The following is an 8,276-nucleotide window of genomic DNA, read 5'->3' as shown; positions in this document are numbered from 1 at the left end:
GTACCTTGCGCTTCCTTAGTGGTTGGCTGATGTGTACCCCCACAGTGGACTTTCACCACCTAGATAGTTGCCATGCCTGGCACACATAAAAAAGAGCAACGATTTACTCGTCACTCTTCGCAATATTTTTTGTTCCACTATACAAGCCACTAGCTGATAAACCTAACATCAATCCGACAATAACACTTTCTTTGACACTGGCATCTAGATAGAAGATACCAAATGCTAGTCCGAAAACTACAGCTACAAAAGGTGAATACTTAGCAGGTAATCCTCCTTTTTTAAATAGTTCAACTATACCTAAAATCAATGGAATAATCGCTACATCGTAAATTTCAAACATTTTTACATTCCTCCTTTTAATACAAGTCCAATTACAGCCATAATAAAAGCGCCTATAATAAGGCGCAGGATCCAAGTAGTATTACTATCAATTTTATCTAACTTCTGTTCTAAATTATCCACTTTTGTTTCGGTTTTAGTTTGTCGATTTTCTATACTACCAACACGTTTTTCAAGAGCTTTAAATTCATCCCTTGTAACAAAATTATTTTCCATAGAGCACCGCCTTTTGCCCAAAATAAAAAAGCCCTATTCAGGCTTTGTTTCTTTAGATATATTTTTTATTTTGTTAATAACACATTTTTATCACAACCCTAAAAAGGACTTTATTTGATAGAAATATTAATTTGTATCAAAATCAATTAAACTTTCATCAACTTTTAGAAATTCTGCTATTTTTCAGCTAGTTCTTTATTTGGATAATCTACTAAACATCCTTCTAACCTCTTAGCAAGTATTTCTATTCTTTCCTTTTCCTCTTTATCATCTAAATTGACTGTAATTGTATCAATAAAATAATTGTTAACATGAGAATGGTCAAAACGAATTTCAATCATGATAAAACCCCTTTATTATTTATTTCCATTTTAACAAACTAGGGGAGATTATTGTTTTATTATTTTATTAACAGTTTCTTACTAAAACAACAAAATAAAAAAGCCTTATTGGGATTCTTGTTCATCTAATACTCTTTGTTCAATAGCTGCTTCCATATCTACTTCATCAGCATTAAATGCTAATTCATCTTTCCTGAAACGGAATAATTTTTCTTCTCCATCAACTAACGCTGTAATGCGCCTTCCATTGTAATGTTCTGCAACTGCTCTGGTTGGTTGTCCGATTTGAGGGTTTTTAAATTGAATCGCTGAACTCTTTATTAAAATATCCATTAGACAATTTCCTCCCTTATTTCTTCTACTTCCATGATTTCATCGACTTCAAATACGTATGTCTCACCTGTCCAACTTTCTCCTATTTCACGTTCTACCCCCTTAATGTCCCAATCCTGCACTGATTGATGGTCATCATTTCTTGTACCAATGACAAGCACTTTATAAGTCCCGGCAAGCTCGCAAGTGACTCTTAAGGTGTTACCTTCAACTCGTCCAAAACCACGTCCAAAATGACCATCTCCATTAACCCATACATCCACATTTTTATTAAGGTACTGGAAATAGTCGGGTAACTCTAATTCAACTATTTCATTTGGTTTAATAGCTTTAATTGTATATCTATAAAGGTTATCACCTGCTGTTGGGGATTCGACAGCTGAATGACGTAGCATGTGTGTATTCTTTTTATTAGGATGAGGGTGCGGCATTTCAAAGTTTTTTGTTCCGTTTACTGTGAAAGAACCAGGAACTTTCCATGTTTTTACTCCATTTTCGCTTCCTAGTACACCCTCATTTGCATTTAATGAATTTGCACGTACACCTAATGCAACAGAGCTTTTAGCTGTTGCTTTTGCGTAATATCCTATAGCAATCGCTTCGTCAAATAGAATATTTGAAACATTATATTGTTCTTCGTCTCCAGCTTCCGCACTACTTCCAACTGCTATATTATTGTTAGATAAAGATTTTGCGCTTTTCCCTATCGCTATTGAAGCATAACCAACATTACTACCTTGGTTCGTAGTTACCGAAAATGGATTAACATACGCTCCTGCTCCTAATGCTATACTATAATTAGCATTTCCGAATGAGCCTTTACCTACAGCTATAGCACTTTCTCCATAACCTACTCTAGAACCTGCGCCTATCTCGATTCTATCTAAACCCAACTTCACTCGTATGGCATCGTCTATTTTGCTTTGCGCTCCTGCTGTCGTTTCCACTTCAGTCCAAGTACCCATGTTCCATTGTGTTGAATACGTTTAAACATTCTTGAAGTTGTATGTTCGATGTATATTTGAGATTTATAAGTATCACTTAATTTTTGATGGAGAACATATCCGTTAGTTGCCCCTGATGGAACATTTGTTGACCCGGTAGTAGCATAGTAGAATCCAGTTTCATTTAAAGTGTTTAAGTCTTGACCTAATGATTTATTTTGATACCCTAATCCATAATCTGCCCCTGTTATATCTTTCCAAGCTGACCAAGTATTTTGAGACCCAGTAAATACACGTAAGTAAATTTGACTTGCATTATCTTTAGTAAATAATTGTATAATGCGATTGGCAGATCCTCCACCATACCTATAAACTTCTAAATGCCCCCAATTAGCTACATCAATTGGACCATTAGTATAAGAACCTGCTAAAAAATATCTACCTGGAGTTTGAGCAGTATTTAAATCAATTCCATCATTTAATTTTATTGAATCTCCACCATACCCAAAACCTTGAATCCATGTTTTAACTGCGTCAGCTTTCGCTTGCGCTCCAGTAGCTGTTTCGTTTGCTTTCCAATCTTTCCATGTGTTTGTATTATCATCATAAGAACGCATCAACATTTCTGCATTAGTTGCATTGGATTGTAAGTAAAATTGGTAGCCATATAAACCAGCTTTAAAAGTTACTAAAGTTCCCCACTGTGTCGGAAAATTCTCCTTAGTGTCAGCATATTTAATCGTGTTCCTCATTACTGTTGTTCCATCGGGGAAAGAAGTTAATAAATCAGTATTCTTTTTAGAGTTATCAGTTATTTTATTAACCTGCGAACTATCGACACCATGAGGATTATATTTATTTTTAGTGTGGTTTATTACCACTTTTTCCGAAATCCGCATTTTTTTGGTTTGCGGAATCATTGCTGTTTTGAGGTGATCCACTTGCAGGTGTAAAGCCACGAAAACCACCATTCCCTGAATCTTTTTGGACAAACAAAAAGGACTTCGATTCTTGCAGTGTTTTGATCTGCTCATCAAGTCCTTTTGTGATGTTTCCATCTTCGCCTAATTCAATTGTGGTTTTGTCGATAAGGCTAGCTACTAAATCTGTATCATGAGCCTTACCATTTAGCGCAAGCTTTAATGCGCTCGTTAGCTGCGTATCTTTCAACTTAATTTCGTACTCCGTTTTAGCTGTTTCGTTTTCCTTCTGCAACTCTTGGATTTTTTCTTGCAAGCCCTTTGCATCAATTTTCTTTAAATCTTCAAGTTGTTTGTCGCGGTCCCTGATTTGTTTCTCCAAATCCTTTACTTCTTTGATTTTTTCATCCAAACGAGATTTAGGAATCATTTGACCATATCCAGCAATGACTTTATCAGCTTGCTCTTCGGTTAGGCCAAGAGCGATTAATTGTTCTTTGTTCAATTCAGTTTCCTCCTAATTCGTGTTTTACAGGCAACGCCCTGTTAGGTTTTTGCTTTGTTCTTTAACGTCTGCAAATGCTAAAAAGACGAGATTTACTTTCAGCCATAATAAAAAGCACCCTCTACCTTTTGCGGTTGAAAGTGCTCTTACATACTATATATTTCAATATCTTTCCATATATCTTTTAATGGCTTCCCTTTTATTTTGTGGTTATTCAATAGATCATCAGTATCGTCATATTTATCACCATCACCATCCGGACACAGGGCTATGAGTAAATCCCCTTTAGGAGCTCCGATATAATACCGATCTCCATAAATATAACATTCTATATCTAGTCCCATATCTATAGAATCCTTAAGTTCATCTAGACTCTTAAATTTATTATCATTGCTCATTTCCCTCACTCCTTTATAATGACATCTTGATTTGCTACTTCCTCAGCTTTACTCAATGACCTCCAATTTCGCTCTCGCTTAATTATATCAATGTTTTCTGTTTTGACATGCCAATCGTGAGCATGTGGAACAACTGGATGATTTTTAGGATTTCCATGGTCTGAAAAGTCTATATCCAATCTTGGTTTTCCCGTTGGTCCATAGTAACGCCTCGAATCAAGTTTACCATCCTTATAGTTATCAAAAACACTATTTGGAGGACCAATAAATTCCACTTTATGCACATTGCCAATTTTCAAATTCTCTTGTGCTTTTACCTGCCAATTTACATCTCTATATAACGACTTCAATTCATTATATCTATTAGGATCATTATACTTCATTTCTTGAAATGCAGCAAAAGACCTTGTACTTCTTTGCCCATAATTTCCTTGTATTTTTTATGCTGATTCATATCAGTGAAACGGTTCTGAATCATTTTTTCTGCAGCTACTCTTTCAGGATCCTCTTTTACGAATTTTTCATACCACTCTTCATAAGACATGGAATCAATAGGTCCATCTACTGATTGCCTTTTCTCACCTTCCATATACTGAGATTCATCAAAATACGGAATTGTAGTAGATCTACAACGCACATGGAATGGTGGAGCTGTTTCCCCTGGCTTATAATCTTTTTCTTTATATATTTTACCGTCTTGCTCTCTACAAATTTTTGATGTTCGGTTATCGAGTGTGGCTAATATTTCATATCGATCAATTCCAGCATCCAAATAGCTTTTTTGCGCTGCAGCATTATGAAAAAAATTAGCTTCAGTTCTAACAAGTGCCTGGGCTCTTGATCGTGCCATGTCTGTTACATCCATTATAGCCTTCGTTGTCTTTTGAATAGATCGACCAGAAGCAAAACTTCTTTCAAGCTCTCTTCGGATTGCTTGTTGAGTTGATTCTTGATGCCCCCATATACGCTTTGAAAATTCTTTACCACTCCAATTATATGAAAGAATCTCTTTCATCGTGTTATTTGATGTGGCTGCGATCTCTCCTACAAAAGCTCCCACCTTATGCAAATCAAACATTGTACGATAATACGTGTTTTTATATACATCTGTTAATCCAGTATACGTATATTCTTGCAATCCATTTGTACCACCGAACAATTCAATCATTCGCATCTCAATTTGCATATTTAATGCCTCAAGACGTGAAATACGGGCTCTATAACTTACAGCATTCAATATTCGATAATATTCAGGATTTCCCGATAAAGACATTTCTCTAAATCTCTTTAAATCAATATTCTTGAAATCTCTCAATTCTTTTGCGGTTAAATATTTCCTCGCATCAGATATGGAAACTTGATTTTCAACGGCATACCTAGAATAAAAAGATTCAATCTGTTTCAATATATCCTGTTGGGCTTCTCGAAGGCTTTCGTCCATCTTTGCTAGATACTTACTAGCAATGAGCTGGGATTCCATTTCTCGTTGTACAGAACGACTTTCCCAGTACTTCTTACTCATCGTTCTTCACGTCTTTTCTGAATGTATCTTTATAATCCTCCTGCCCACCGTATTGTTTCCTCAACCTTTCTAGCTCCATTTGAACATCTTTAACCCAAGGGTGATTAGCAATAATGGTTTCGTCAGATATTTGTCCAGCACTCTTACTAGCATTATCGATAACCTCAGACTCATTAATGATGATATCCCTATTAAAAATGAATTCTACCTCTTCATCTGAGTAATCTTCCCCTTTCTTAACTTCAATATCTTGGTCAATGAACCATTTTAATTGCTCAAGCGCTGTTTGTAACTCTGTTTCGATGATATTAGCATCCATATCCAAGTCAGCATAAAGAAAACGGAGGGCAATACCTGAACGGTCGTTCCCAAAACGATCTGATTGAGTATCTACACCTCGACCCAATTCGTATAAATCTTTCCGCTGCATTTCCATGTGAGTCTTAAATGCTTCAGTGTCAATTTCAAGATTCAATGAGTCAAGTCCACCTTCTTCCGTCACTTTAACTGCACGGAACACGGAAAGATTACGTCTGAATTCCCCTAAATCAGTACCATCATAATTCTTAACGACATAGATACCTCCATTAGGAAGTTCTTCAAGATTATTTGAGTTATCCGATTTTTGTCTGTCATAATCATCTACAATTAACTTAACATAGTTGATAAGTGGAAGCTCTTCATCGTTATACTTAAAGCAAACAAAAGGAACTCGATTCCAATTTACTCCTTCTATTTCATCCCCATTTTCTCTAATTAAATGGGGACTATATTCTCCAACCTCTACATCAGGAATTAATTTCCCTTTATTGACAACATAACGATACACACCGGTTGCATCCCATACCTCAACTTTATGAACAGTTTCTTTCATTTTACCTGTCCATTGTTTTACCCTGTAAGATCGGATAATGTAATCCAATTCTGTCCTTTCTGAATCCTTCCAAAAAGGTATGATCTCTTCTGAGGGAATACGTTTTAAACTGAAATTTCCTTGCTCGTCATAATAGATATGAATCCAAGCTTTCCCTTTGTTAATCGCTTCTTTACCAACGTTTTGAAACAATTAATAAAACTTTTTAGTGAAATACTCAGTAAGTAAATCTAGGTATTCCTTTTTTTCTGTTTGTACAGTGAAAGGTAAACTGAGTAAATACCCAACCTTCTGATCAACTAGCTTACGGATGAAACCGTGAACTATTTTATTATTAGCGATGTTGTTAACTTCCTGAAGAGCTCCACCTTCGCCTACAACCATTTTCTTTCTGTCTAATATATCATTTTGACTTTTATAATAACGTTGTCCTTCTAGCATCATTTCTCTCAAAGGAGACTTTTCCCACTCATTGACTTCAAACATGATGATTTCCACATCACTTATAACATTTTTGGCTCCTTCTTCAATGATTCTATTAAATTGCTCTATTAAAGTTTCGCTGAATGGATCCACCAGTACTACCTCCTTTCTATTCAAATGAAACTGCTCCACCCTTAAGATCTGACACCTCATATCCATCGAGGGCATACCAAATAGCACTAAATGTGTGTGGATCAATTTTAAACTCGTCTGGGATAATCATTCCGTTAGCATCCAATTTGTAGGTTAAAAGCTTAAGCTCCCTAATCACATCTGGACAATTAGATGAACAAATGATCTTCTTGAATCGTTTAACTTTCTTTGTATTAGCTAATCGTGAACCTTGATATTTCTTAGCACCTTTCATTCTGAACCCTTGTTGCTTAAAGTATTGAATTGTTTTAGGCTCAGCACTATCAGCAAGAATCAGTTCTTTTGATTGTTTAAATTCTTTTAGTTCCTCAGCAGTTTTATCATCTGTCATTTTGTTTTTATAGTACTGCCAATAGATATATAGAATCTTTTCATTATGATCAACTACTAGTCTAACAACTGCGTTAAAAGAATCCTCAAAACCGAAATCCATTCCAACTCGCTTTATGGGATTCCTTATGTTCTTAATAGCATCCATAACTTCTTCATGCGGACTCTCTTCAAATTGTGGAAGAACCCTAACTCCATTCACGCCAAAACGACCTTTCCGTGCAATCCGGTAAAGGTCTGGGTCATAGTCTTTCATTTCCTCCAGCTGCTCTATATAGCTTTCAGGTAAAAATAAATTATCATCAGCTGTTGAATGATGATAATAGGTATCATTGGTTATTATTGTTCTTTTTTCGTAAAGATCCTGGTCGTCTAAAATAAATCGTTTATTGAGATCATCCTTAAAAAAATGCAGAAATGTCCAGTTATCCTCTCCAATCGGATTAGTGGATAGAATCATATGCAATTTTAAAGAAGGATGTCGTAAACGACCTAATAATTCCTTAAACCCTGCATATTTGATTTCTGAGCATTCTTCAAGCCAAATGATTAAAATATTGTTAATAGATTTTAATTTAGCTGGCTTGTCCATCCCTTTGAATATGATCTTAGATCCATTAGGGAAACGAATTTGCATAGGAGAAGTAACACATTTAACTTTATGTTCTAATCCTAGATCAATGACGATCTCCTCGAGTAATGAGAAACAAGATTCCCTGATAGTCTCATATACTTCACGAACAACAAGGGCAGTTCTTTTTTCTTCTAGTAATTTAAGAATTAATTTTAAGGCAATATGATAAGATTTGCTTGAACCATCCCCACCTACAAGGAACTGGAACTTTGTCGACCAATCGAATAAGAAATCTTCAAAATGAGGATTCACTTCTTTTTCAATCATGTGCCCTCACCTTT

At 35.6% G+C, this 8,276-nt stretch carries 11 protein-coding genes and 1 pseudogene; all 12 read right to left on the bottom strand.

Features of this window, described 5'->3' with window-relative positions:
• Window positions 1–103: 103 nt before the first annotated feature.
• Window positions 104–343 carry a hypothetical protein gene (locus ACQKP0_RS25590; protein WP_427408633.1) on the bottom strand — a complete coding sequence of 80 codons (240 nt, stop codon included), beginning with the start codon at window positions 341–343 and terminating at the stop codon, window positions 104–106.
• Between the two features lie 2 nt (window positions 344–345).
• Window positions 346–558: a hemolysin XhlA family protein gene (locus ACQKP0_RS25585; RefSeq protein ID WP_427408632.1), complete on the bottom strand. Its 213-nt coding sequence runs from the start codon at window positions 556–558 to the stop codon at window positions 346–348.
• Window positions 559–734: 176 nt separating this feature from the next.
• Window positions 735–899, bottom strand: coding sequence for a hypothetical protein (locus tag ACQKP0_RS25580; protein ID WP_427408631.1), 165 nt, complete (start codon window positions 897–899; stop codon window positions 735–737).
• Between the two features lie 105 nt (window positions 900–1,004).
• Window positions 1,005–1,232 (bottom strand): hypothetical protein, encoded by a 228-nt coding sequence (locus ACQKP0_RS25575; protein WP_427408630.1) that lies wholly within the window; start codon window positions 1,230–1,232, stop codon window positions 1,005–1,007.
• Window positions 1,232–2,197, bottom strand: coding sequence for a hypothetical protein (locus ACQKP0_RS25570; RefSeq protein WP_427408629.1), 966 nt, complete (start codon window positions 2,195–2,197; stop codon window positions 1,232–1,234). The genes ACQKP0_RS25575 and ACQKP0_RS25570 overlap by 1 nt, the downstream gene beginning before the upstream one ends.
• A complete protein-coding gene (locus ACQKP0_RS25565) occupies window positions 2,146–3,057 on the bottom strand; it encodes a pyocin knob domain-containing protein (RefSeq protein WP_427408628.1) in 912 nt (303 codons plus the stop codon). Before ACQKP0_RS25565 ends, ACQKP0_RS25570 begins: the two co-directional genes overlap by 52 nt.
• Window positions 3,038–3,601: a phage scaffolding protein gene (locus tag ACQKP0_RS25560; protein ID WP_427408627.1), complete on the bottom strand. Its 564-nt coding sequence runs from the start codon at window positions 3,599–3,601 to the stop codon at window positions 3,038–3,040. Before ACQKP0_RS25560 ends, ACQKP0_RS25565 begins: the two co-directional genes overlap by 20 nt.
• A 146-nt stretch (window positions 3,602–3,747) precedes the next feature.
• Entirely contained in the window at window positions 3,748–3,999 is a 252-nt protein-coding gene (locus ACQKP0_RS25555; RefSeq protein ID WP_427408626.1) for a hypothetical protein, read from the bottom strand.
• Between the two features lie 5 nt (window positions 4,000–4,004).
• Window positions 4,005–4,382: a hypothetical protein gene (locus ACQKP0_RS25550; protein ID WP_427408625.1), complete on the bottom strand. Its 378-nt coding sequence runs from the start codon at window positions 4,380–4,382 to the stop codon at window positions 4,005–4,007.
• Window positions 4,379–5,521, bottom strand: coding sequence for a minor capsid protein (locus tag ACQKP0_RS25545; RefSeq protein ID WP_427408624.1), 1,143 nt, complete (start codon window positions 5,519–5,521; stop codon window positions 4,379–4,381). The genes ACQKP0_RS25550 and ACQKP0_RS25545 overlap by 4 nt, the downstream gene beginning before the upstream one ends.
• Window positions 5,514–6,836 (bottom strand): annotated as a pseudogene (locus ACQKP0_RS25540) (phage portal protein). Before ACQKP0_RS25540 ends, ACQKP0_RS25545 begins: the two are co-directional and overlap by 8 nt.
• Before the next feature lie 151 nt (window positions 6,837–6,987).
• Window positions 6,988–8,259, bottom strand: a complete 1,272-nt coding sequence (locus ACQKP0_RS25535; protein WP_427408634.1) for a PBSX family phage terminase large subunit — start codon at window positions 8,257–8,259, stop codon at window positions 6,988–6,990.
• Window positions 8,260–8,276: the final 17 nt, after the last annotated feature.

The sequence above is a fragment of the Heyndrickxia sp. NPDC080065 genome, assembly GCF_050281185.1.
Lineage (GTDB): Bacteria > Bacillota > Bacilli > Bacillales > Bacillaceae_C > Heyndrickxia.
The sequence above is the reverse complement of the archived record's forward strand: the minus strand, read 5'-3'. Positions and strand labels throughout refer to the sequence as shown.